This window comes from Streptomyces sp. NPDC111744 (assembly GCF_055634995.1).
This window is the reverse complement of the sequence record NZ_JBVKCG010000032.1, coordinates 1-22,365: the sequence shown is the minus strand read 5'-3', so window position 1 is coordinate 22,365 and position 22,365 is coordinate 1. Positions and strand designations below refer to the sequence as shown.

Annotated in this window: 19 protein-coding genes and 3 pseudogenes; 12 read left to right on the top strand and 10 right to left on the bottom strand. The window is 68.8% G+C overall.

Annotated elements, in window-relative coordinates:
• Positions 1-183: 183 nt before the first annotated feature.
• A pseudogene (locus ACZ7OO_RS39745) lies at positions 184-735 on the bottom strand (Tn3 family transposase); the annotation flags it as partial.
• Between the two features lie 190 nt (positions 736-925).
• Between ACZ7OO_RS39745 and ACZ7OO_RS39740 the strand changes: the two are divergent.
• The 3 genes from ACZ7OO_RS39740 (at position 926) to ACZ7OO_RS39730 (ending at position 5,967) form a co-directional block, all read left to right on the top strand.
• Entirely contained in the window at positions 926-2,245 is a 1,320-nt protein-coding gene (locus tag ACZ7OO_RS39740) for a glutamyl-tRNA reductase (RefSeq protein ID WP_471512282.1), read from the top strand.
• A complete protein-coding gene (gene hemC / locus ACZ7OO_RS39735) occupies positions 2,242-3,183 on the top strand; it encodes a hydroxymethylbilane synthase (RefSeq protein ID WP_471512281.1) in 942 nt (313 codons plus the stop codon). Before ACZ7OO_RS39740 ends, hemC begins: the two co-directional genes overlap by 4 nt.
• Positions 3,184-3,291: 108 nt before the next feature.
• On the top strand, positions 3,292-5,967 hold the full coding sequence (locus ACZ7OO_RS39730) for a winged helix-turn-helix domain-containing protein (protein ID WP_471512280.1): 2,676 nt from the start codon (positions 3,292-3,294) through the stop codon (positions 5,965-5,967).
• A gap of 8 nt (positions 5,968-5,975) precedes the next feature.
• On the opposite strand, the gene ACZ7OO_RS39725 is transcribed toward ACZ7OO_RS39730, so the two are convergent.
• The 3 genes from ACZ7OO_RS39725 to ACZ7OO_RS39715 all read right to left on the bottom strand — a co-directional run bounded on the left by ACZ7OO_RS39725 (position 5,976) and on the right by ACZ7OO_RS39715 (position 8,595).
• Positions 5,976-6,254: a hypothetical protein gene (locus tag ACZ7OO_RS39725; protein ID WP_471512279.1), complete on the bottom strand. Its 279-nt coding sequence runs from the start codon at positions 6,252-6,254 to the stop codon at positions 5,976-5,978.
• A gap of 114 nt (positions 6,255-6,368) precedes the next feature.
• Positions 6,369-7,826 (bottom strand): catalase, encoded by a 1,458-nt coding sequence (locus tag ACZ7OO_RS39720; protein ID WP_471512278.1) that lies wholly within the window; start codon positions 7,824-7,826, stop codon positions 6,369-6,371.
• 70 nt (positions 7,827-7,896) lie between these two features.
• Positions 7,897-8,595, bottom strand: a complete 699-nt coding sequence (locus ACZ7OO_RS39715) for an aquaporin (protein WP_471512277.1) — start codon at positions 8,593-8,595, stop codon at positions 7,897-7,899.
• Between the two features lie 236 nt (positions 8,596-8,831).
• On the opposite strand from ACZ7OO_RS39715, the gene ACZ7OO_RS39710 reads away from it, so the two are divergent.
• The 3 genes from ACZ7OO_RS39710 to ACZ7OO_RS39700 all read left to right on the top strand — a co-directional run bounded on the left by ACZ7OO_RS39710 (position 8,832) and on the right by ACZ7OO_RS39700 (position 10,424).
• On the top strand, positions 8,832-9,086 hold the full coding sequence (locus ACZ7OO_RS39710) for a hypothetical protein (RefSeq protein ID WP_471512276.1): 255 nt from the start codon (positions 8,832-8,834) through the stop codon (positions 9,084-9,086).
• 368 nt (positions 9,087-9,454) lie between these two features.
• Complete coding sequence (locus ACZ7OO_RS39705) at positions 9,455-9,700, top strand: hypothetical protein (RefSeq protein WP_471512326.1); 246 nt, start codon at positions 9,455-9,457, stop codon at positions 9,698-9,700.
• Entirely contained in the window at positions 9,624-10,424 is an 801-nt protein-coding gene (locus tag ACZ7OO_RS39700) for an IS5 family transposase (RefSeq protein ID WP_471512325.1), read from the top strand. Before ACZ7OO_RS39705 ends, ACZ7OO_RS39700 begins: the two co-directional genes overlap by 77 nt.
• Before the next feature lie 183 nt (positions 10,425-10,607).
• Here ACZ7OO_RS39700 and ACZ7OO_RS39695 read toward each other — a convergent pair whose 3' ends face one another.
• Positions 10,608-11,249: a hypothetical protein gene (locus tag ACZ7OO_RS39695; RefSeq protein WP_471512275.1), complete on the bottom strand. Its 642-nt coding sequence runs from the start codon at positions 11,247-11,249 to the stop codon at positions 10,608-10,610.
• Between the two features lie 152 nt (positions 11,250-11,401).
• Here ACZ7OO_RS39695 and ACZ7OO_RS39690 point away from each other — a divergent pair, with 152 nt between their 5' ends.
• The 4 genes from ACZ7OO_RS39690 to ACZ7OO_RS39675 all read left to right on the top strand — a co-directional run bounded on the left by ACZ7OO_RS39690 (position 11,402) and on the right by ACZ7OO_RS39675 (position 16,569).
• On the top strand, positions 11,402-11,677 hold the full coding sequence (locus ACZ7OO_RS39690; RefSeq protein ID WP_471512274.1) for an SDR family oxidoreductase: 276 nt from the start codon (positions 11,402-11,404) through the stop codon (positions 11,675-11,677).
• Between the two features lie 949 nt (positions 11,678-12,626).
• The gene (locus ACZ7OO_RS39685) at positions 12,627-13,697 is read left to right on the top strand and encodes a tyrosine-type recombinase/integrase (protein ID WP_471512273.1); all 1,071 of its coding nucleotides are present in this window, start codon (positions 12,627-12,629) and stop codon (positions 13,695-13,697) included.
• Complete coding sequence (locus ACZ7OO_RS39680; protein WP_471512272.1) at positions 13,694-16,033, top strand: tyrosine-type recombinase/integrase; 2,340 nt, start codon at positions 13,694-13,696, stop codon at positions 16,031-16,033. Before ACZ7OO_RS39685 ends, ACZ7OO_RS39680 begins: the two co-directional genes overlap by 4 nt.
• A 44-nt stretch (positions 16,034-16,077) precedes the next feature.
• Positions 16,078-16,569, top strand: a complete 492-nt coding sequence (locus ACZ7OO_RS39675; RefSeq protein WP_471512271.1) for a hypothetical protein — start codon at positions 16,078-16,080, stop codon at positions 16,567-16,569.
• On the opposite strand, the gene ACZ7OO_RS39670 is transcribed toward ACZ7OO_RS39675, so the two are convergent.
• A complete protein-coding gene (locus tag ACZ7OO_RS39670; protein ID WP_471512270.1) occupies positions 16,536-16,961 on the bottom strand; it encodes a hypothetical protein in 426 nt (141 codons plus the stop codon). The two genes, ACZ7OO_RS39675 and ACZ7OO_RS39670, sit on opposite strands and share 34 nt — an antisense overlap.
• Positions 16,962-17,740: 779 nt before the next feature.
• Here ACZ7OO_RS39670 and ACZ7OO_RS39665 point away from each other — a divergent pair.
• Positions 17,741-18,862, top strand: coding sequence for an IS630 family transposase (locus tag ACZ7OO_RS39665; protein ID WP_471512269.1), 1,122 nt, complete (start codon positions 17,741-17,743; stop codon positions 18,860-18,862).
• Between the two features lie 660 nt (positions 18,863-19,522).
• Here ACZ7OO_RS39665 and ACZ7OO_RS39660 read toward each other — a convergent pair.
• Positions 19,523-19,771 (bottom strand): annotated as a pseudogene (locus ACZ7OO_RS39660) (IS256 family transposase); the annotation flags it as partial.
• Between the two features lie 34 nt (positions 19,772-19,805).
• On the opposite strand from ACZ7OO_RS39660, the pseudogene ACZ7OO_RS39655 reads away from it, so the two are divergent.
• Positions 19,806-19,904 (top strand): annotated as a pseudogene (locus tag ACZ7OO_RS39655) (integrase); the annotation flags it as partial.
• Positions 19,905-19,923: 19 nt separating this feature from the next.
• Here ACZ7OO_RS39655 and ACZ7OO_RS39650 read toward each other — a convergent pair.
• From ACZ7OO_RS39650 to ACZ7OO_RS39640, 3 genes are all read right to left on the bottom strand, one after another.
• Positions 19,924-20,568 (bottom strand): dihydrofolate reductase family protein, encoded by a 645-nt coding sequence (locus ACZ7OO_RS39650; RefSeq protein ID WP_471512268.1) that lies wholly within the window; start codon positions 20,566-20,568, stop codon positions 19,924-19,926.
• Between the two features lie 266 nt (positions 20,569-20,834).
• On the bottom strand, positions 20,835-21,623 hold the full coding sequence (locus tag ACZ7OO_RS39645; protein WP_471512267.1) for a hypothetical protein: 789 nt from the start codon (positions 21,621-21,623) through the stop codon (positions 20,835-20,837).
• A gap of 100 nt (positions 21,624-21,723) precedes the next feature.
• Positions 21,724-22,194, bottom strand: a complete 471-nt coding sequence (locus tag ACZ7OO_RS39640) for a hypothetical protein (RefSeq protein WP_471512266.1) — start codon at positions 22,192-22,194, stop codon at positions 21,724-21,726.
• Between the last annotated feature and the right edge of the window lie 171 nt (positions 22,195-22,365).

Here is a 22,365-nt window from a genome sequence, read left to right as displayed (position 1 = left end):
GGCCTCGGCACACGGCGGTGGCTGCCGCCCTCGTGGCGCTCGTGGCCGCTCTGACCGCCATCCCCGGCGCCGCCCAGGACTTCGGCCCGCACACCGGGCGAACGGATGCCGCCGCGCAGACCGTAGCGGGCCGCTCGCCGATCGTCTCCCGGCAGGGGGTCACCCTGGTCACCGGCGACCGCGTCACGCTGGAGACGGACCGCTCAAGGAATACCGGCCCAGCATTTTGACGTGGTGCCGCACGAACGGGGAGAGGCGGGCGACGTCTTCATCACGGACCTCGAAGCCGTCCGCGCGGAGTTGGGCGACGGCGGCGTCCATGTACCGGGTATTGAACAGGACCAGGGCGTTGAGGACGAGGCCAAGGGCGCCGCACCGGTCCTCCATTCCGTCCTGGTAGCGCTGGTAGAGCTGCCCCGCGCGGCCGTGGAAGATCTGCCGTGCCAGCGCGTGCCCACCTTCCTGGAGATTGGCCTGCACCTTGATCTGGCGGCGGTAGCCCGGCTCGTCGGCAAGGCGCAGGATGTGCAGGGTCTTCGCGATCCGCCCGTAGTGCGCGATCGCGTCGCCGAACGGGGTGGGGCGTCCGTCCCGGGAGAGCATGCGGATGACGTCGTAGGCGCGGACGGCGCCGGTGTGGATGGAGCCGATGATCCGAAGGATGTCCTCCCAGCGCCGCTCGATCCGGGCGAGGTCGATCCGGCCGCGGGCCGCATCCTGGAAGGCGCCACCATCCACCGCGACCAGGCCGAGCGCGTCTTCAGCCTCTGACGCACACCGCCCCTGGTCCGTGAAGCGGCTCCGGTCCGTCCCGCGGATACCGGCCGGCTCCGGGAGCGGCCGGCGCACTTCACCAGGATCGGGCGATGTGCGTTCACCAATGCGCGCCGGAGGCTGGGGTGGCTGACGGACATGAGGAGGAGCGGTGAGCGTACTGGCGGTCGGCTTGAGCCACAAGAGCGCGCCGATGGCGATCCTGGAGCGGGCCTCGGTCACCGGGGACACACTCGGCAAGCTGCTCCATGACGTGGCGCAGGCCGAGCCCGTGGCCGAGGTGTTCGTCGTCTCGACGTGCAACCGGATCGAGGTGTATGCCGACGTCGACAGATTTCACGCCGGCGTGGCGGTGATCTGCGAGCTGCTGGCGCGGCACTCCGGGGTCGCCCTCGACGACCTGACCCCCCATCTGTATGTGCACTACGAGGACCGCGCCGTCAGCCACCTGCTGGCCGTGGCCTGCGGGCTGGATTCGGTGGTGGTGGGCGAGGAACAGGTCGTCGGCCAGGTGCGCGCGGCGATCAGGCTTGCCGCCCGGCAGGGCTCCGTCGGACGGGTCCTGGGCGACCTCGGCCGCGTCGCGCTGCGGGCCGGCAAGCGAGCCCGGGCCGAGACCGGGATCGGCCGCGCCGGGGCAGGCCTGCTGGGCCTGGCGGTGGAACTGGCCTCGCCGCGCCTGGGCGAGCGGGGCCTGGCGGGCCGGGACGTGCTGGTGCTCGGGGCCGGGTCGATGAGCGCGCTGGCGGTGGCGGCCGCGGCCCGGAGCGGGGCGGCCGGGATCGTGGTGGCCAACCGGACCCGCCGGAAGGCGGAGCGGCTGGCCGCCCGCCCGGGTGCGACCGTGGCCCGGGCCGTAGGCCTGGGGGACCTGCCCGCCACCATGGCGGAGGCGGACGTCGTGATCTGCTGCACCGGTGCGGCCGGGCCCGTCATCACCGCAGACATGGTGCCCGCCGAGCGCCGCGGCAGCCTGGTGTTCCTGGACCTCGCGATGCCCCGCGACGTAGAGCCCGCCGTGGCCGACCTGCCGGGCGTGACGGTGGTCGGCATGGACGCGCTCAGCGAGCATCGGACCGGCGCCGGCACCGACGAGGTCGCCGCGGTGCGGGCGATCCTGGAGAGCGAACTCGCCGCCTACCGGTCGGCGGTCGACGCCGCCCGGGTCGCCCCCCTCGTGGTCGCACTCCGCGCCAAGGCGGCCGGCGTGGTCGACGCCGAACTGGCCAGACTGGCCGGCCGGCTGACCCCCGACGCGCCGAGCGGCCGTGTCCTTGACGAGATGGCCCAGACCATGCGGCGGGTGGTGGACAAGCTCCTGCACGAGCCGACCGTACGGGTGAAGGAACTCGCCGGCTCACCGAACGGCGAGGACTACGCGGCGGCGCTGCGCGTCCTGTTCGACCTCGATCCGCGCGCGGTCCAGGCGGTCACCCGGGCACCCGCCCCGGGGCAGGAGGAGCTCCCGTGAACGCGCAGACGCTGCGGCTCGGCAGCCGCAGGAGCCCGATGGCCATGGCACAGTCCCGGCGGGTGGCCGGCATGATCACCGAGCTGACCGGCCGACCGGTGGAGATCGTCGGGGTGACGACGCCGGGCGACGTCAGCCGGGCGCGACTGCACCGGATCGGCGGCAACGGAGTGTTCGTCGGCGCGCTGCGCGAGGCTCTGCTCGGCGGCGACGCCGACCTGGCCGTGCATTCGCTGAAGGACCTGCCGACCGGGCTCTCGGCGGGCATCGTACTGGCGGCGGTGCCGCCCCGCGACGACCCGCGGGACGCGCTGGTCGCACGGGACGGTGCCAAGCTCGCCGACCTGCCGTCCGGCGCCACGGTCGGCACCGGCTCGCCGCGACGGGCCGCGCAGGTGCTGCGCCTGCGCGGAGACCTACGGTGCGTGCCGATCCGCGGCAACGCAGGCACCCGGCTCGGCAAGGTGAGCTCCGGCGAGCTCGACGCAGTGGTGCTGGCCCGTGCCGGGCTGGCCAGGATCGGTCAGGCCGACGCCGTCACCCAGGTCTTCGAACCGGACGACATGCTGCCGGCCCCCGGCCAGGGAGCCCTCGCCGTGGAGTGCCGCGCCGACGAGCCCGAGCTCGCGGCCGTGCTGGGTGCCCTGACCTGCCGGCCCGGCCTGGCCGCGGTGACCGCCGAGCGCGGCCTGCTCCAGGCGCTCGGGGCCGGGTGCAGTGCCCCGGTCGGCGCCTACGCGGAGGGTACGCTGCCGCTCCGGATGCGGGCAGCCGTCTTCGGCGCCGACGGACGGCAGGTGCTGCGCACGCACGGCGCCACCCCGCTCGACTCCTCGTCCCCCCTTGCCGGAGCCCTGAGACTCGGCCGCGAACTGGCCGTGGAGCTGCTCTGCGCCGGGGCACGCGATCTCATGAAGGTGACCGGTTCCGGGCTCTGAGACGTGCTCACCCCTCGGTGGCGTGAGACCCGCCGGAGCGAATTCACCACCGACCTGTGCGATGGTCGGAAGTGCGCACCGTCCCCTGCCCACCTCACAGTGACCGCCATGAGAACTGCAGGCCGATCCCAGAGCGCCGACGCTCGGACGATCCCCGCTGTCCAGGGACGGATCGTCTCCCGCCCCGCGCTGTACGCACGGCTGGCCGGAGCGGCGCGCGTCACCACGGTGTCGGCGCCGGCCGGCAGCGGAAAGACCTTCCTGCTGCGGTCCTGGATCCGCGAGACAGGCCTGATGGAGCGTGCCGCGTCCGTCTCGGTGCAGCGCGAGGAGCGCGACCCGCAACGGTTCTGGATCACCGTGTGCGACGCGCTTCGGGCCACGGACGTCGCGTCCGGCCTGGTGCGGCCGCTGACGGAGGCGCCGGACCTGGACGGATGGACCATCGTGGAGCGGCTGCTGAACGACCTGGCACCGCTGGAGGACCCTGTCTGGCTGATCATCGACGACCTGCATGAGCTGCGCTCGACGGAGGCGCAACGCCAGCTGGAACTGCTGCTGCTGCGTGCGCCGCCGGAGCTGCGGTTCGTGCTCGCCACCCGGCGGGATCTGCGCCTGGGCCTGCACCGGCTGCGGCTGGAGGCGCAACTCACCGAGATCCGCGCGGACGGTCTGCGGTTCAGCCTGGAAGAGGCGGAAGCGCTGTTCCAGGGCGCCGGGGTGGACCTGTCCGGGGCTACCCTCGCGCGGCTGCACGAGCGGACCGAGGGATGGGCCGCGGGGCTGCGGCTGGCCGCTCTGTCGCTGGCCGGGCATCCGGACCCGGAGGGATTCGCGGCCGGATTCGCCGGCAGCGAGCGGACGGTGGCCGATTACCTGCTGGCCGAGGTGATGGAGCGGCAGAGCGCGGAGGTCCGGCGACTGCTGCTGCGGACCAGCGTGCTGGAACGGGTCAACGGCGAGCTCGCCGACCTCCTGACGGGGAGTTCCGGCGCGGAGCGGACCTTGCAGGACCTGGAGGAAGCCGGGGCGTTCGTCATCTCGCTGGACGCGCCGCGGTCCTGGTTCCGCTACCACACGATGTTCGCGGACCTGCTCCAGCTGGAACTGCGACGTACCGCTCCGGACGAGGTGCCCGCGGTGCATCGCGCCGCGGCCGGCTGGTACGCGGACCACGGGCATCCGGTGGAGGCCGTCCGGCACGCCCAGGCGGCGGGGGACTGGGGTCCGGCGGGCCGCCTGCTCTCGGACCACTGGATCGGTCTCGGCCTGGACGGACAGGCCGCCACGGCCCATGCGCTGCTGGCCGGCTTCCCCGCCGAGATGATCTCCGCCGACGGGGAGCTCACGACACTGGCCGCGTTCGACGAAGCCGTGAACGGCTCGCTGGCGGAGGCGGAGCGGTGGCTGGCTCTGGCCGCCCGAGGCTCCGCGCCGGTGTCCGCAGACCGGCGGGAGCACGTCGATCTGATGGTCACCGTGGTGCGGCTCCTGCTGGCTCGCCAGCGCGGCGACCTGCCGGCCGTGGTCGAGGAAGCGCAGCGGCTGCTCGCCTCCGGTGCCCTGGACGCGGTGGAGCTTGAAAGCGGGGCCGAGTTGCGCGCCCTGGCGCTGATCAGCCTGGGCATCGCCGAGACCTGGTGCCAGCGGTACGAAGACGCCGACCGGCACCTCGAGCGGGGTGTCGCACTGGCCCACCGGATCGAGCGGCCGTATCTGGAGATCCTGGGGCTGGCGCACTGGGCCGTCGTGGCGCTCAGCCGGAAGCTCGCCGTGGCCGCAGAGCGCGGCCGGCAGGCCATGGAGCTGGCCCACCGGCACGGCTGGGCCGACGAGCGGATCGTCACGGCCGCGCATGTGGCGCTCGGCCTGCACATGCTCTGGCGGGGACGGCTCGACGAGGCGGAGCCGTGGCTGGAGCGGGCCGAACGGACGGTGCGCCAGGAGGCCGATCCGGTGACCGTCCTGATCCTGCACTACGGCCGTGGGCTGCTGGATCTGGCCCGTGGCCGTGACGAGGACGCGCTGGCCGGTCTCCGCTCGGCCGAGCACGTGAGCGGTCTGGTCGCGGCCCGTCATCCGCTGGCCACGAAGGCGCGGGCGTTCCAGCTGCACACATGGGTGCGGCTCGGCGAAGGGCAGCGTGTCGAACAGGCCCTGGCCGAGATGGACACATGGGAGCTCGAAACCGGGGAGACACGCGTCGCCGTGGCGGCGCTGCGGCTGGACCGGGACGAACCGCTGGCGGCGACCGCCGCGCTCGCGCCCGTCCTCGACGGCTCCGCCCCGCTCATGGAACCCCGGGGCTGGCAGGTTCAAGCCCTGCTGCTCGAGGCGATCGCACGCGATGCGCTCGGCGACCAGGCCGCCGCCGAGCACACCGTGGAACAGGCACTCGATCTCGCCGAGCCCGACGCCACTCTGCTGCCCTTCCTCCTTCACCCCGCACCCGGAGTGCTCGAGCGGCACGCCCGGCGCGGTACCGCCCATGCCGCCATGATCTCCGAGATCCTCGACCTCCTGGCCGGCAAACAGGCGGAGCCGGCGGCCGGCGCACCGGCCCGGCTGCGCGAGCCGCTGACCCACAGTGAGACCCGCGTCCTGCGCTACCTGCCCACGAACCTGCCGGCACCGGAGATCGCCGACGAGCTGTCCCTGTCGGTGAACACCGTGCGGACACACATGCGGCACCTGTACGGGAAGCTCGGCACACACAGCCGTAGCCAGGCCGTGGGGCGAGCCAGGGCCCTGGGTCTGCTTGCCCCCTCTTCGCGCAGTTCCTGAGACAGGTCTCAGGCCTGGCGCGGGTCTCGGGCCTGGCGGCGCCTGCCGCGGACCCGGCCGCTCACGGGCGTGCCGTCGCAGCGGCGGAGCTCGATCAGCTCCAGGCCGAGCGCTTCGATCTGGGCGAGCGCGCCGTGCAGCGCGGCTCGGTCGGGCAGCGTTCCGGTGAGCAGGGTTTCGGTTCCCTGGATCTCGGCGCGCAGGCCGGGAAACGCGCCGAGGAAGGTCTGGCTCAGATGTCCGTGCACACGGATCTCGTAGCACGCGGATGTCGTCGGATCGTTCATGGTGTCAACGTTCCGCCCAGAGTCTGGGCTCGTTCCATGCCGGACTGCTGCTCCGGACGTCAGGGGGCCCGGCGCCTGTCGGCGCCAGGCCCATGGGCGGGTTCGGGCCGCCGGTCAGGGCTGCCCGTCGCGGACGGCCTTCTCGATCCTCTCGCCGAGGGTCTGGTCCACGTTCCTCCAATACTGGAAGGCGCGTTCGAGCACCGGCTCGGACACGCCGCCCAGCAGGTGGCCGGAGATGTTGGACACCAGCCGGTCGCGCCCGGCGTCGTCCAGCACCTCGCGGACCATGGTGCGGGCCTGTCCCCAGTCGTCGTCGGCACGGCGCAGCGTGTAGGCGGACCGGACCATGTCGCCGTCGGCGGACCAGTGCACCTCCGCGGCCGCCACCGGGTCGGCCTGCGGGCCGCCGTAGGAGTTGGGCGCGTACACCGGGTCGGAGACGTTGCGGACACGCATCACGCCGTCCTTGGAGTACGAGCGCACCTCGACCTTCGCCGAGTTCACCGGGATCTGCTTGTAGTTGACCCCGAGCCGGGCGCGGTGCGCGTCGGAGTAGGAGAACCCGCGGGCCAGCAGCATCTTGTCCGGCGACAGCCCGGTGCCGGGCACCTGGTTGTTCGGTTCGAACGCGGCCTGCTCCATCTCGGTGTGGAAGTCGCTCACGTTGCGGTCCAGTGTCAGCCGGCCCACCTCGTGCAGCGGGTAGTCGCCGTGCGGCCACACCTTGGTCAGGTCGAACGGGTTGAACCGGTAGGTCTTGGCGTCCTCGAACGGCATGATCTGCACCTTCAGCGTCCAGCTCGGGTACTCCCCGCGCTTGATCGCCTCGAACAGGTCACGCCGGTGGTAGTCGCCGTCCTTGCCGGCCAGGTCGTCGGCCTCGGCCTGGGTGAGGAACTCGATGCCCTGGTCGGTGATGAAGTGGTACTTGACCCAGAACAGCTCACCGTCGGCGTTGAGCCAGGAGTAGGTGTGACTGGAGTACCCGTTCATGTGCCGCCAGGTTCGCGGGATGCCCCGGTCGCCCATCAGCCAGGTCACCATGTGCGCCGACTCCGGGGACAGGGTCCAGAAGTCCCACTGCATGTCGTTGTCCCGCAGCCCGCTGTCGGCGCGGCGCTTCTGGGACCGGATGAAATGCTGGAACTTCAGCGGGTCGCGGATGAAGAACACCGGGGTGTTGTTCCCTACGAGGTCGAGATTGCCCTCGGAGGTGTACATCTTCAGCGAGAACCCGCGCGGGTCCCGCCAGGTGTCCGGGCTGCCCTGCTCCCCGGCCACGGTGGAGAACCGGATGAGCGTGTCGGTGCGGGTGCCGGGCTGGAACACCGCGGCCTTGGTGTAGGCGCTGACGTCGTTCGTGACCTCGAAGTATCCGAACGCGCCGGCTCCCTTGGCATGCGGTTGCCGCTCCGGGATCCGCTCCCGGTTGAAGTTGGCCATCTGCTCGATCAGGTAGTGGTCCTGCAGCAGGATGGGGCCGTCGGGGCCGACGGTCAGCGAATGGTCGTCGCTGGCCACCGGGATGCCGGCATCGTTGGTCGTCGGCTTGGGCTGGATGCTGGTCATGGACCGTTTCTCCTCCGTGTAGGTGGTGGAAAGAGGGGGGTGGAAAGGGGGGAAAGAGGGGCGTCCTCGGTCACTTGTCGCCGGGGTTGAGCGCCAGGAACGCCAGCCCCGCCGCGACGCCGGCGGCCAGTTGGACGACGAGGTAGACCCAGATCGTCGACCAGCCGAACAGCCCTGCTGTGGCGCCGCCCAGCGCGACCGCCGGGTTGAACACACCGCCGGAGATGCCGCCGACGGCGAAGGCGCCGGCCGCCACGGTGAACCCGATCGCGAGCCCGTAGAACCCGTTGCCGGGCTGGTCCTTGCTGGTGGCCACGTTCAGCACGACGTAGCACAGCGCGAAGGTGACCAGCAGCTCGACCACGGCGGCGGCCGCCTCGGTGTGCCCGGACAGCGTCAGGGTCCGGACCGTCGCGGGGTTGACCACGGCGCGGGCGATGATCCCGGCGACGACGCCGGCGACCACCTGCGCGACCACGTACGCGGCCGCGTCCCGGGCTCCGATCCGGCGGCGGACCAGCGCCGCCACCGTCACCGCCGGGTTGTAGTGGCCGCCGGAGATGTGCCCGCCGGCGTAGACCATGACCATCAGGGTGGCGCCCGCCGCCAGCGGCACGAATGTGCTGCCGCTCAAGGCGGCCACCGCGACCGCGAACGTCAGGAAGAACGCGCCGATGAACTCGGTGACGTATTTCCGCGCCGCCACCCCGTACTGCGGGAGAGGAACCGCATAGGTGGGCGCTGCCTCTCGCGTGGTTGCTCCTGCCATGGTGGTGCTCCGTTTCCTGCTGTTCGGCTGGGCATCGTCGGCCGCACCCGTTCCGGTTCGGCCTGACCGACGCACTCAGCCTCCCGTCCGCCCTGGTGAACGGGCATCACATGGTTCTGGTGGTTTTCGGGCCGGGCGTGCGGTCCGCGAGCCGAGCCGCCCACCGGCGAAAGCGACGACGAAAGCCCTGACGCCGGGGCCGACAGCCGACCGGCCCTTGGTGAGGCGCGTGTCACGTGAAGTCGGTGAAGCCGGAGCGCGCCTTCACGGGCGAACTGCCGGACTACGACACCCGGGGCGCCCTGCACCACACCGAACCGTCGGCCCGCCACGGCGTGAAGGGCGTCGGCCTCATCGGCTACGGGGACAAGCCGAGCGCGGGGGCCGTCGTCGTACGCGGGGAAGTCGGCCTCATCCCCGACGCCCCGAGGCACAGAAGGCGCGGCTGTCCGAGAGCGTTGTGCCTCTGGTCGCCAGGCATCCGCCGGTGAACGACGACGGCGAGGAGCGAGCGGGTCCTCGGGGCTGCCCGCTTCCTGACGCCGGAATTCCATCGTCCGTCGCAGCCACCGGTCCCGTCACGGCAAACTCACCGGTCTGAGTTCCGTGAACGACGGCGAGAGCCGACCGGACCCGACCACGTCGCACGCGGCATCGCTGCCACACCTTCGTCGGGTGCCGGAACCGACCGGCGCGGACCAGGTCCTGGACATCCGGCCGACCATGGAGGACGCGGTCGCCCCTTGAAGCGGGGCCCCGGCCGGGAGGAGACCCGAAGGCTGAGAGAGCTGGAGGTTCCCATGCCGCGCGGCATCAGCCATCGCCTTGACCAGCCCTTCTGTGGATGTCTCACGAACGCATGAGCACCACCTTCTTCGACGCTTCGTTCGACGCCACCGACGCCGCACGTGCCGCGGCGTTCTGGGCCGCCGTCCTTGGGCGCCGGGTCACCGACGGGGCGGACGAGCACGACGCCGTGCTGGAAGCCGGCAGTCGAGACCAGGAAGACCGCTGCCAGGCCCTGGGAGATCGAAGACGAGTTGTGGGCGCGCATCGAGCCGCTGCTGCCGGCCGTCCCGCGCAATCCGCGGCGTCCGGGTCGTAAGCGTCTGGATAGTCGCAAGGTGCTGTGCGGGATCCTGTTCGTGCTGTACACCGGGATCCGTTGGGAGTTTCTGCCCCAGGAGCTGGGTTTTGGCTCGGGGATGGCCTGCTGGCGACGGCTGCGGGACTGGAATGAGGCCGGGGTCTGGCAGCGCCTGCACGAGCTGCTGCTCTGCGAGCTGCGGGCCGCAGACCTGCTGGACTTCTCCCGGGCTGCGGTCGACTCCAAACACTTCCGCGCGATGAAGGGCGGGCCGGCTACCGGTCGGTCCCCGGTGGACCGGGGCAAGACCGGAAGCAAGCACCCCCTGATCGTCGAGGCACACGGCATCCCGCTCGCGACGATCACCACCGGCGGCAACCGCAACGACGTCACCCAACTGATCCCGCTGATCCAGGCCGTCCCGCCGATCCGCGGCAAGCGCGGCCGGCCACTGCGCCGCCCCAAGCACCTTTACGCCGACCGCGGTTATGACCACGAGGTCTACCGGGACAAGGTTCGCCGGTTCCAGATCACCCCGCACATCGCCCGGCGCGGCGCCGGGCACGGCTCCGGCCTGGGCGTCTACCGCTGGGTCGTGGAAGGAGCGATCGCGCTGCTGCACTGGTTCCGCCGCCTGCGTACCCGCTGGGAGATCCGCGACGACATCCACCACGCGTTCGTCACCCTCGGCTGCGACGTCATCTGCTGGCGACGACTGCGCACCGCACCTTGCTGGGAGTGAGGGCAGGCGATGTGCTTGAGGAGATGGCCCGCTCGATGCGTCAAACGCACTCGTAGCAGCCGAGCCCGCACAGCCTCACAGCCGGGATTTCAGCACGTCGACCTCACATCGTCCGCAGGGCCCGCTCGGACGCCGCGTCGCGGCAAGGTTTGTACTCGATGCATGCCGGCTCGGTGTTGCGCGTCAGCGGTGGTTGACGTAGGCGACGAATCCGCCCACTGTCAGACCCATCGTGCATCCGCGGCGGAAGGCCTCGTAGCGCATGCTTGCGGTGTGCTGCGCCTCGGTCATCGCATACGGTGCGCGGATCCCCAGTTCCATGCCGCACAGGCACACGACGTAGCCGTGACGCAGGGCGGCGGCCGCCCACTCGGGGTCGTGCGCGACCCAGGTCCGGGAGTAGATCTCACCGTCGGGCGTCCGCAGTTCCAGCCGGGAGTAGGTGTACCCGAGGCACCGATCCAGTTTTGGCTGTTCATCGGGTATCTCGTGCAGCTCCCATCCGGGGATCGAGGGCAGGTCGCAGAAGACCTCGGGCGGTAGACGCCTCATGCCGAACAGGATGGCGCCTTCGAGCTGCGGTTCCACGGGTATCTCGTCGAGCGAGGCTCCCTTCGGCACGACGTACCCGAAGTAGCCCACGCCCACAGCATGCCTGAACTCGAAGAGGGCAGTGGGCATGCGGGGTGTCTGTGCGGGATCGATGGTGATTGTGCCTTCCGCGGTCTCCAGGCCCCCCAGCACGCACTCGAGCTGCAGCGCGGGGTCGTCGCAGAACAGGATCCGCCCGTGGTCGTCGACCTGTTCGAACTGATGCCAGCTCATCTCCTGCAGCCCTCCGGTTGGTTGCCGCCGTTCCGCGTCCGCGAAGTAGACGATGGGATGTTGAACCATCCTATTGAAGGATTGTTCAACAATCCATACATTGGAACGCGTGCACCACCAGGCCGGCGGTTTCGTCGAAAGCAGGGGTGAAGGTGAGCGCGGAGGAAGCAGGCACAGGGCGCCTCGCGGCGGATCTAGCGCCGGTACGGGTCAACGCCGTCTCGCCTGGTGTCGTGGACTCGGGCGCATGGGATCGCCTTGGTGACAAAAAGACCGGCTTGTTGGGCAAGAGCGCGGCGGGGACCTTCGTCGGACGCTACGGCGAGACCGACGACGTCGTCGACACGGTCATGTGGCTCCTCCGTGCGGGTTTTGTCTCCGGCGAGACGATCCACATCGAGGGCGGCGCCCGCCATAAATCCGCCTGATGCCAAGCTGCCGAGTGCTGTCAAAACTCGGGTTCTGGTCCAACTTTTGGGGAGTGGTGACGCTCAGTGTTGCTGAAGGCCTCCGTGCATGGTGACGTGCCGCCACGACCGATGGGGTGTCGGTGGGACGGTCGATAATGCCGTCATGGCAGATCGCAGTCCGGTCCTCCGGATCGTCACCTCGGCGGCACGGGAGGCCCTGAAGCCGCTTGGCCTGGCCCAGCGCGGGCGGTCGCGGCTGTGGATCGATGATCACGAATGGTGGCTCGGGGTTGTGGAATTCACTCCGTCGAGCAGTGGTCTGTACGTCGGTGCGATGTGGCTGTGGCATGACGTGGACCACCTGGCATTCCATGAAGACGCAGTCCGGGTCGGCTCCGATCTGTTTCGCACCGAGGACCAGTTCACACGGGTGGCACTCGAACTCAGTCGGCAGGCGGCTGCGAGCGTGACCGCGCTGAGAGAGAGGTTCCGGGCTCTGCCGGATGTAGCCCTTACCTGGGTTCCAGGCCGGTTCGGCGGGGATTCCTCTGGGACAGCTTCGACTGTGGGATCGCAGCCGCTCTGGTCGGGGACCCGGACACTGCCCGCGATCACTTCGCGCGAGTCCTTCGAGAGGATCCGCTGTCCCCGTGGATGGTCGATGCCCAGGAGAAGGCGTGTGAGCTTCACGCGATCGCGGCAGATCGCGACGCCGTGACTGCCTGGGTCACCCGGTCCGTCGACTCATGCCGGAGCAAGCTGGGCCTGGATCCCGTGCCGCTCGGGATCAGCTGAACGGACCCGCTCGTTGAGCGGCAGAGCTGCGGTCAGGCCAGGAGGACTTGCTTCCGCAACAGGCCCAAGCCGGGCCGGCCGTACATTTGGCGCTTGATCATTTTAAAAGTTACGTGGAATCTGTCCGGGGTGATCATGTCTCCCCGGTGCAACCACGGACTTGGGAGATGGCTTGAGCGGCACAACGGTGCTGACGGAGATGTGGCCGGTACTTGGCCGGCACGAGCAGGCGGCGACCTGGCTGATGATGTGGACGGATCTTGGACGTGCGCCCCGCACGATCGATGCCTACGCCCGCGGACTGGCCGAGTACCTGGCGATGTGCGAACGGGAGAACGTCGAACCGGTCACCGCTAACCGCGCCCACATTGCAGCTTACGTGCGGGAGTTGACATCGCGGCCGCACCGCCGAGGGGCGAACGTGGTGGCAATCGACTCGGGGTCGGGACTGGCCAACGCCACCATCCAGCAGCGCCTGGTGCCGGTCCGCCTGTTCTACGACTGCCTCATGGAGGAGGGTCTGCGCGAGTCGAACCCGGTCGGCCGCGGCCGCTACACCCCTGGGCGCCAGCAGGGCGGGCAGCAGCGCGGACTGGTGCCGCGGGTCACGAAGCTGCCATGGATCCCCAGCGAACAGCAGTGGCTGGGGATCCTGCAGGTCGCGCGAGAGGAGTCGGTCCGCAACCGGGTGATGCTGGCCCTGGCCTACGATGCCGCGCTGCGGCGAGAGGAACTGTGCTCGCTGCGGACAGATGACCTCGATCCGGCCCACCGGACGCTGAGGGTGCGGGCGGAGTCGACGAAGAACCGGCTGGAGCGGGTGGTGCCGTACTCGGCGTCGACCGGCGTGCTGATGTCGGCCTACCTCGCCCACCGGGCCACGATCAGCCGGGCCAGGGGGCCGCTGTTCCTGTCGGAATCCCGGCGAAACCACGGACAACCGCTGACCCTGTGGACCTGGTCGAAGGTGGTCCGCAGGATCGCCCTGGCGGCCGGTGTCCCGCGGTTCTCGACCCACACCACCCGGCACCTGTGTCTGACCGATCTGGCCCGGATGGGCTGGGAGTTGCAGGCGATCGCTTCCTTCGCCGGACACCGTCACACCGACTCCACGCTTCAGTACATCCATCTGTCCGGTCGGGACCTGGCCGACAAGCTCGCCCGCGGTATGGAGCACATCCATGCATGGCGAATAGAGGCGCTCACCTCCCCGAACGGCACGGCAACGGAGGTGGCACGGTGAACACATCTCGCCTGGCCCTGCCAGCTGAGAACGGGCCCGAACGCTGGTCCTGGCCGATCATCCCGGACCACTACGACACTGCTGTCGAGGTCCGGCCCGCCGAGGCGGTGGCAGTGAGCGAACTCGGGGTGCGGAATCTGCGCCGGCTCAAGGACCACGATCCGTCCGCTGCCGGCTGGCGGGTGATCCACCGTCTGCTGGTCCCGCTGGAGGCGGTCAACGCCGCTGTGGACTCGCCACCTACCCCGCACCGTCGACGCGCGATGCTCGACGTGATCGCTGTGCTGCTGACCAGATGCGCGGAGACTGGCCGAACCTTTTGGGGATGGACCCCGCAGGAGTGGATCCATCTGCTCGGCCGCAACCAGACCGAGTTCCACGAGCACGCCCCGGGCTGGGTCAACGACGAGGTCCGCCCCTATCTCGCCGCGCACGCATACCTGCTGGGCTCCTTCAACGAATTCCACCGACTCGGCAGCTTCCAGCGACTCACCTTGTCCTGGCGGGTCTTCGGACGCGGCCTGGTGACCAGCGAGATCGCCCGCATCCGCGCCGTCCTCGCGTCCTGGGGCTATCAACTGGGGCGGGACGACGACACGCTGCTGCCGATGGTCGTCTGCCAGCTGCTTCTCCTCAACCGGAGCCCGCATCTGGAGGATCTCGACACCTCGCTGTTCGACCGGGTCCGGCGCGAGAAGATGCTGGCCGGCTCACAGCGCTACACCCTGCACGCCACACAGCGGGCGGTTGCCGAACTCGGATTCTGTGATCCTCCGCAGCCCATCACCGGCCGCCAGTCGGCACGGGCGACCGGCGGCGCGAAGACGTGGGAACAATGGGTCGATCGCTGGTACGCCACCTCTACGCTCACTCCGGGCGTCCGCGGCGCCATGCGCTCCGCCCTCCTCAGGGTGGGCCGGTGGATAGCCGCGGAACAGCCCGACACTGCTGACCCGAGATACTGGACGCGGCAGACCTGCGCGACCTGGATCGCCGCCGTGGACCGGATGAGGGTCGGTGACTACGTTCAGCGGACGGCCGGCCTGGGAGACCGTCTCGGCAAGCCGCTCGAAGCGGCGACCAAGGCCGGGCAGATCACCGCGCTGCGGACGTTTTTCAGGGACTGCCAGGAATGGGAGTGGCTGCCCCGCAGCTTCGACCCACTGCGCGCGCTGGCGATCCCTCGCAGCATCACAGCCCTCCTCGGCCCCGACCCACGGGTGATCGCCGATGAGGTCTGGGCGAAGCTTCTGTGGGCGGGTTTGAACCTGGAAGCTGCGGATCTCCCACAGTCCCAGGCCGGGCAGTTCTACCCCTTCGAACTGGTCCGCGCGGTTACACTGACCTGGTTGTTCTCCGGACAACGCAGCAACGAAATCGCCCGATTGAGAGTGGGCTGCATCCGTTGGCAGCACGACGGCACCCCCATTACCGGTGACTCCCAGCAGGTCCTGGCCCGCGACACTGTCTGTCTCCTCGACGTCCCGCCCCACAAGACCGGCACCGCCTTCACCAAGCCGGTCGACCCGATCCTCGGCCAGGCCGTCGACGCCTGGCAGGCCGTCCGCCCGGATCAGCCGAAGTTCACCGACCGCCGCACCGGCGAGCGCGTCGACCTGCTGTCCGCCATCCGGGCCCGCCGCGTCTCCACGCACTACATCAACAACACGATCATCCCGATGCTCTGCCGCAAGACCGGAGTCCCGGACACCGACGTCCGCGGGAACATCACCAGCCACCGGGCCCGGTCCACCATCGCCAGCCAGCTCTACAACGCCAAGGAACCGATGACGCTGTTCGAACTGCAGGCCTGGCTCGGACACCGATCGCCGCAATCCACCCAGTACTACGCGAAGATCACATCCAACACCCTCTCCAAGGCCTACTCCGAAGCTGGCTACTTCGAGCGCAACGTGCGCACCATCGAGGTCCTGGTCGACCGCGACGCCGTCGCCTCCGGCGCCGCCGCGACCGGTGAGCCCTGGCAGCACTACGACCTCGGCCACGGCTACTGCAGCTACACCTTCTTCGAGCAATGCCAGCACCGCATGGACTGCGCACGCTGCGACTTCTACAGCCCCAAGGAGTCCACTCGATCCCAACTACTCGAAGCCAAAAGCAACTTGCAGAAGATGGCCGTGTCCATTCCGCTGACCGACGATGAGCAGGCAGCCGTCGACGACGGCCAGGCGGCCCTGGACCGCCTACTCGACCGCCTCGCCGACACACCCACTCCGGCCGGCCCGACACCACGCGAACTGGACCTGCCGGCGACAGCCCGTCTTCTGCCGCTCGTAGACGTCCGACAGGGCGGGGCAGGCACCGCACCGCGCTGATATCGGAGTGCGCACAGGCCCAAGAGAGTGTCACAGTCACGGCCGTGACCTTGATGAACGTGCTCGTCGACTTCGCCCGAACCGGCCGGATCGGCCCTCTTCACTGCGGGATGCCCCTGACCGAGGCTGAAGACCTGCTCGGCCCGGGGCGCCCGCACCCCGCCCACATCATGAAGGGGCCCGATATCGACGGCTACCCCTACTCCTGGAACGGGCTGCGACTGGTGGTCACGCAGCGAGCCGTCAGTGCCATCTGGATCAACCTCTGGCCTGGTTCGACCGCCAAACTCCCACCGCTCGTCCTGCCCGATGCCGAGTCATTCGAGGCCACCGTGCTCCGCGAGGAACTGGTCACTGCCCTCGACACCGCCGGCTGCCACCACGAGGTCAACCCTGTCCTGACCTTCGGCGAGCAGTCGAGCATCCTCACCCAGCCGGCCGAGGTCTGCGCTGTGTTTAGCCTGCCTGGCCGGGACCACCACGTTCCGCACCACGATCGGCACTACCTCGACGTGATGCACAAGCACACGGCTTGACATCGCTGATTCCACAGAATGATCCGGTTGACGTGGCCCTCGACGACGCCGGAGCTCCAGGGCAGCGTGAGGCCGGCGGTGACGGCGGCGAGATCCCGTTCGAGGCCGTTGACGAAGGCGTGGACGCTGGGCAGGTCGTCGGCGCGGACCGCCTTGATCCACTGCGGCAGCTGGTCACCCTGGAGCTGGGTGAGTATTTTCCCGAACGCGCGGACGTGCCCGGTGAGGGCATCCGGTTCGGGGCAGCCGGGCAGGACAGATTTGAGCCTCAGCCGCTCGCTCTCCGGCAGGGTGTCGGGGTGGGTCAGGATCCAGCTGGCGACCGTGCGTGGGCACGGTGGACGGGCTGCAGGTGCGGGTTGATGAGGCTCTTCGAATGTGGATCTGGCCACGATTGCGTGAATGACTTGGTTGGGTGCGCAGTGCTCAGTTCTCCTGCACTCGCCGACAAGCGGTTGTAGGAGGTGAGGAACAGTTCAACAGCCGGTGACCGGGTGGGTGGCCGGGGGAGTGGTGGCCTGGAGGTCCCAGTCGGAGGGGTTGAAGGCCGAACCGCCCAGCAGTTGCACGGTGCCCTGGACATTCCTGGCCACGGTCTTGTGCCAGTACCAAGGCCCGGTGGGGGCGGAGTTCGCGGTATCGAAGGTCCAACCCGACTTTCGCAGGGCTGACTTCAGATGCGCGACGACCTGCGCGTCCGTGCCTCCGCCGGTGAACTCCAGGTTCGCCGTCGGCTCGTCCCAGCCGTAAGTGGACTCAATCCCATCACAGGAGTCCCACCTCGGCTTGGTCGCGTACCTCGAAGAGATATGTGCCCCCGCCGGAGCGACGGCAAGCACCGGCTTGATCGCCGCAAGCAACCGTCCGCCCGGATCAGGATTCCCGACCGGCTGCGGCGTGCTGCTCCCGCACCCGGCCAGAACCACGACTGCCGCAAACCCGACTACTGAAGCCGCCACCCCGCGTCTCCACCCGTGTGCCGCCATCCTCGGAGCGTTGATCATGGCTTTCAGGACGCCCACCCACCATATTCGGTTCCCCACAGGCCCCCCTCGCACAGGGGGTGGCGGGTCCTGCTGTGCGGGGCACGGCGGTGTCGCGGTCGACCAGCCGGGTTGGCCGTTGTGGCGGTTGGATGTGCGGTGATGTCCGTCCGACAGCTGGATGTGTGGTGGCTGAGCCTGTCCGTGTGCGCAGACTGACCGATCAGGAGGGGCAGAAGCTGCAGCAGATCGTGCGTCGGGGCAGCACCGGCTCGGTGCGCTATCGGCGGGCGATGATGCTGCTGGCTTCGGCCGGCGGGAACCGGGTGCCGGTGATCGCCCAGCTGGTGCAGGCCGATGAGGACACCGTGCGCGATGTGATCCACCGGTTCAACGAGATCGGCCTGGCCTGTCTGGACCCTCGGTGGGCGGGAGGCCGTCCCCGCCTGCTCAGTCGTGACGACGAGGACTTCGTCATCCAGGCGGCCACCACACGTCCCACCAAACTCGGCCAGCCTTTCACCCGCTGGTCACTGCGCAAACTCGTCGCCTACCTGCGCAAAGTCCACGGTCGGGTGATCCTCATCGGCCGCGAGGCGTTACGGTGCCTGCTCGCCCGCCGCGGCGTCACCTTCCAGCGCACCAAGACCTGGAAGGAATCCCCGGATCCCGAACGCGAGGTGAAGCTGGACAGGATCGAGGAAGTCCTTGACCGCTTTCCGGACCGGGTGTTCGCCTTCGACGAGTTCGGCCCGCTCGGCATCCGGCCCACCGCCGGTTCGTGCTGGGGCGTGCGGAAACGCCCCGACCGGCTGCCTGCCACCTACCACCGCACCCACGGCGTGCGGTACTTCCACGGCTGCTACTCGGTCGGCGACGACCGTCTGTGGGGCGTCAACAGGCGCAAGAAGGGCGCCGTCAACACGCTGGCCGCGCTGAAGTCCATCCGCGCCGCCCGGCCCGACGGCGCACCGATCTACGTGATCCTGGACAATCTCTCCGCCCACAAGGGCACCGACATCCGCCGCTGGGCGAAGAAGAACAAGGTCGAGCTGTGCTTCACCCCGACCTACGCCTCCTGGGCGAACCCCATCGAGGCCCACTTCGGACCGCTGCGGCAGTTCACCATCGCCAACTCCCATCACCCCAACCACACGGTGCAGACCCAGGCCCTGCACGCCTACCTGCGCTGGCGCAACGCCAATGCCCGCCACCGCGACGTCCTGGCCGCCGAACGCAAGGAACGCGCCCGCATCCGCAGCGAGAAGGGCATCCGCTGGGGCGGACGCCCCGCAGCGAAGACCACATGAGGATCCGGGCGCCGCAGTCAGTCCGGGCGACAGCGGGCAATGAGCTGTGCACCATCAGCGGTGAGCAACTGCGGCATGAGCCGACGCAGCGCAGCCGCATGCTGATCGACACGCTTAAGCGTGGCTCGACGGGTCGGGGCCGAGCCGGGCACGTCTTGAGCGGGACCGCATCCACTGAAGACGTACAACTCGTCCAGCCACACTCCCCTGGTCCTCACTCCGTCCGATGCAACCGGGGCGACCAGCGTCGCCACCATGGGCTCGTGCCCGTCGAGGAACCAGACCTCCACGTCGAGATCGCTGCTGTGGAAGAGCAGTCCAACGTCAGTCTGCTCCGGGCCCGAGAAGCCTGCGTCCTCGACCAGGAACGCGAACTCAACGCGTGCTTCCGCCCGGAATGCGTCGGACAGTCCCCCTTGATGCCCCACACTCCGATACTCCGAGGCCATCAGCACCGGCGGAAGGCCCTAACCCGGCCAACCTTCCCGGTCACAGCACTAGCAAGCGTGGTCTCTCAATGCAGAAGACCGTGGCTCCGAGCAGTTGTACTGTCAGGCGCTGTGAGTACGGACATCCACGGCGGTATCGAGTTTCGCCATCCCGGCGTCGGCACGGACTACTACGAGGGCGAGCCGTGGGTCGGCGCCATGGATCTCTGGCCCGGTAATTCTCCCGACCGCCCTCGGCCCGCTCGCCGGGCTCGTGCCCCAGATGACCAGTAAGCTCGCCCTCCAGCGCGGACTCCAGCACCCGCTTGGTCAGCTGCTGCAGCAGGCCACCCTCCCCGGTGAGTTTCACCCCACCGGCCTGGGCCCGGGCCACCAGCTCGGCGACCAGCCCGTCATCCACGGTGCCCGTCGCACCCACAGCGGCCTCCCCGGCCTCGATGTCACTCGTCACGTCAGTCATCAACTGTCGCTTCCGGCTCGGGAGTTACACCGCTCACCGTACAGACCCGGCTGCCGAACGCAAGGAACGCGCGCGCATCCGCAGCGAGAAGGGCATCCGCTGGGGCGGACGCCCCCTCGCGGTCGCAGCCTGAACTCGGGTGGGTCCTCGCGTCACCTTCGCCAGAACAGGTGGTGCGTCACGCCGCTCGGGCTGAGCACGACCTCCAGGTGGAACCGGTCGAGCAGTTCATCGGGGGACTCCCAGAGTCGCAGTCCGGACCCGAGCTTTACCGGCGAGACCGCCACGTGCATGGTGTCGACGAGGCCGGCATCAAGGAACTGCCGGATGGTGGTGACCCCGCCACCGAGCCGGATGTCCTTGCCCTGCGCCGCTTCCCGCGCCCGTTCGAGGACCGTGGACGGGTCGCCGTCGACGAAGTGGAACGTGGTGTCGGAGAGCGTGAACGACGGACGCGTGTGGTGGGTCATGACGAACACCGGACTGCGGAACGGGGGCTCGTCACCCCACCAGCCGCGCCACTCATGGTCCTGCCAGGGCCCGCGTTGGGGCCCGAACTTGTTACGGCCCATGATCTCGGCACCGATGTTGCGTGCGAAGTCCCGCGTGAAGTAGTCGTCCAGGCCCCGGCTCCCTCCGGGATCCGTGCGCATGGGCCAGCTCGCCGTGGCTCCGGCCCAGGCGAACAGCCTCTCGGGATGGTCGTGGCCGAACGGCCTCTCGAGACTCTGGTGCTCACCGGCACCGATTCCGTCGCTCGAGACGTTGAAGTTCATGACTCTCAGCAGTTGATCCACGTGTTCCTCGTCAGGTCCTGTCGCGTCATCGTGCGGCGAGGCGCCGCACATCATGACGTCGAACGGGACGTGGCCGGATCGACAGCGGCCCGCAACTTTTTTTCCAAGGCGTGTCAGGAAGCGGCCCACGCGTCGCACCGGACGTCACTGCCCTTCCAATCGTTCCCACACCAACCCGGCGAACGTACGCGGTCAGAGCACTAGTTGTCTTCTGAGTCTTCCGACGGCGGGTGGATGGCGCGAGAAAGCGTGAGCGGACCGTTCATTCAGGAATGAAACAGATCAGCCGTGGCGTATCCCGGGTCCGGAGGCGCCTCCGAACGCACCTCACGGTCGGCTTTGGCCAATCCCCGATAGGTCCAGCGGTAGCGGCCTGCGGTGGCTCGGACCACGCTGTCGAGGGTCAAGTCGGCATCACGCCAGAGACTTTCGAGTGCGCTGAAGTCGACGTCGGCCGTGCGGGCCTCGTATCCGACATCCTCCTTGGCCAGATCAACGCGGGCGAGCATTCCCGGTTGAACCGACGGTGTCCAGCTGGACACTCCTCCCTTGATGAAGGCGACGAAGGCTTCGAGGGAATCGAAGACTTCGGACTCCAGCTCGCCGGGATTCGGTGCCGCATGCACGAGCGCCGAGAACAGGCGCTGGCCGTCGGTGTGGCTGACACTGACCTCGGTCACGCCCTCGGAGTGGGCCACGTCAGCCTTCACGAGGGGAATCGTGTCTTTCAGGACGAAGGGCGCAACAGTCGCGATCAGCGGCCGGTCCGTGTTCCTATCCGTGATGTACACCGTCGGGACCGGCTGCGAAGAGGAAAGATCGACGGCTCCGCAACGGTAGGCGCAGGAGACAGTGCGGACATTGACCACCGGGGGAATCGGCCACAGGGTCACCTGGTCAAGGACCAGAACACAGAAGGATGCCACCGACCAGCCGTTGAACACCTGCGGCTGCAGCCAGGTGGCGGGGAGCCGTTCGTTCAACTTGTCGGGGCGCAGCCTGAAGTTGAAGATGAACCGTTCCAGGAGCTGGGCGGTGACGATTCTTGGGACCATCACAGGAATCGACCTCCAAACGGCAGACCTGCCGCTAGGGACGCCTGTACGTAGCCATATGGACGCCCGTACAGGCCTGTATCGACGCCTCGACCGCCGCCTACACGGAAACGGTCACGCTGAACGGCTGGTCGGCAGGACCGGGCAGGCCTTCGACGGAACCGAGCGAGTGCTTCTGTTGAAGGAGGACCACGGGCTCGCCGTCATCGACACTCGTGTAGGCCTCGTAGTCTGGGTATGCATTGGTCGCTCCCCGAACGGACACCGTACGACCAACCGGATCAATCGTGAAGAAGGCAGTCAGGTCTGCGCTGGGGGCTCCGGGCGGTGCGAGGGGGTTGATGGCAGCTCCGTCGTAGAGGAAATTGACGCAGAACTCGTTCGGGTTGTCGATCACGCCACCCTCGGGGTCGGGAAAGGTGTTTCCGACATTGAAGTGGTGGAACGACATCGCATCGGTGTTGGCCGTCTCTGTGGCGAGTACTTCACCCGTCGCGCAGTCCAGTTTCTGGGATTCGCCGCACTGATGAAAGTCCGTCTCCGACGGCTGCTCCGCGAGGAAACCGGTCACGATGATGTCAGACCGTGCACGGAACCGCTGCTCATTGAAGTCTTCTCGGCAACGTAACGGTTACGGTGCGTGATGGTGTTGGACGGTGGGATGGTGACTCGGCGTCAGGCATGAGTGAAGCCCCTGGTAGGAACGGGTCTGCGAAGATCACGTCCGTACAACCAGAGGCTT

Excerpts from the sequence above, each read along its gene's own strand:
- ACZ7OO_RS39645 (WP_471512267.1), bottom strand. The coding sequence starts at position 21,623 with ATGGTCCCAAGAATCGTCACCGCCCAGCTCCTGGAACGGTTCATCTTC.
- ACZ7OO_RS39730 (WP_471512280.1), top strand. The coding sequence starts at position 3,292 with ATGAGAACTGCAGGCCGATCCCAGAGCGCCGACGCTCGGACGATCCCC.
- ACZ7OO_RS39720 (WP_471512278.1), bottom strand. The coding sequence starts at position 7,826 with ATGACCAGCATCCAGCCCAAGCCGACGACCAACGATGCCGGCATCCCG.
- ACZ7OO_RS39705 (WP_471512326.1), top strand. The coding sequence starts at position 9,455 with ATGAGCACCACCTTCTTCGACGCTTCGTTCGACGCCACCGACGCCGCA.
- ACZ7OO_RS39695 (WP_471512275.1), bottom strand. The coding sequence starts at position 11,249 with ATGAGCTGGCATCAGTTCGAACAGGTCGACGACCACGGGCGGATCCTG.
- ACZ7OO_RS39715 (WP_471512277.1), bottom strand. The coding sequence starts at position 8,595 with ATGGCAGGAGCAACCACGCGAGAGGCAGCGCCCACCTATGCGGTTCCT.
- ACZ7OO_RS39725 (WP_471512279.1), bottom strand. The coding sequence starts at position 6,254 with ATGAACGATCCGACGACATCCGCGTGCTACGAGATCCGTGTGCACGGA.